Genomic DNA, 1049 nt, shown 5'->3' with positions numbered 1-1049 from the left:
CGCCTTACCGTCGTAGGCCTCCAGCAGGCCGCGCAGGTTGGCGAGGGCTTTCCGATGCCGCTCCGGATCGATCCCGAGTCGCGCGACACCCAGCTGCCAGGCTTCGTCGTCATCGACGGCTTCGGCAAGGATCCGCAGGCCGTGCTGCTCGGCGTCGTGCCGGTTCAGAAATGGTTGCAGCGCAGGCCATCGGGCGATGATCTCGGCGAGCACCACGAGATGCCGGGCTCGATCGATGCGCGCCACCGGATCGTCGATCGGGTGGCCCGCCGACAACACCCGCTCGTAGAGCTGCCAGATATTGATGAGCCGCTTGGCTTCTCGAATCGATCGATCGGGCTGGGCGGCCAGGCGCTCGACCAGCAGACCGCGTACCCGGGGATGCTTTTCCATCAGCCGCCACGGCACCGTCTGAACGATCGTCCGGCCCGTGAGCAAGGCACGGGCCGGGGACACGGATCGGGCCGGGGCGGAGGCGGATTGCGCGACGACCGGCTGCGGACTCTCGCTCGCGGGTGGCCCGGGTACCCCGACCGGGGTTGCTTCGACCGAACTGAACGGTACTGCGAGAATCGCACCGACTTCACCGGTCGCCCGGTCGACGAAGCTCGAAATCGCCTGGCTGGAAATCCTCGGCACGGTGACCGGCAGTTGAACCAGCTTCCGCAGGAACGCCCACCCGATGCTCGGGTCATCGCCCTGCGGTCCGATTCGATGGCTACCGACCGTCTCGTACGCGCTGTCCAAATGTGCGGCGACCACCGCCGGATCCACCCCGATCACGAACCGGGCGTGATATCCACCCGATGTCAATCCGGTCAGGAAGAGATTCACCGCCTCGAAGACCTCGGAAATCGTTGCCGCCCTGCACCGATCCAGATCATCGATGAACACGATCAGGCTGTATCCGGCCGCATTGACGTCCGCCATCATTTCGCTGACATCGTGCTGATGCAGATACAACGAACCCCGCGCGGCCTGCCGCAGCGGATCGATCGGCCCGGCTTCCCCCGGCTCCACAGCCGTCGGCACCGACAGCCCCGACATAC

Annotated in this window: 1 protein-coding gene; it reads right to left on the bottom strand. The window is 66.1% G+C overall.

The genetic code is table 11. The features are described 5' to 3' along the window. Positions 1-1049 (bottom strand): P-loop NTPase fold protein (locus ACIRS4_RS39040; protein WP_404205154.1); only part of this gene is annotated, 1049 nt, incomplete at both ends.

It is taken from the genome of Streptomyces sp. NPDC101166 (genome assembly GCF_044768125.1).
GTDB lineage: Bacteria > Actinomycetota > Actinomycetes > Streptomycetales > Streptomycetaceae > Streptomyces.
The sequence above is the reverse complement of the archived record's forward strand: the minus strand, read 5'-3'. Positions and strand labels throughout refer to the sequence as shown.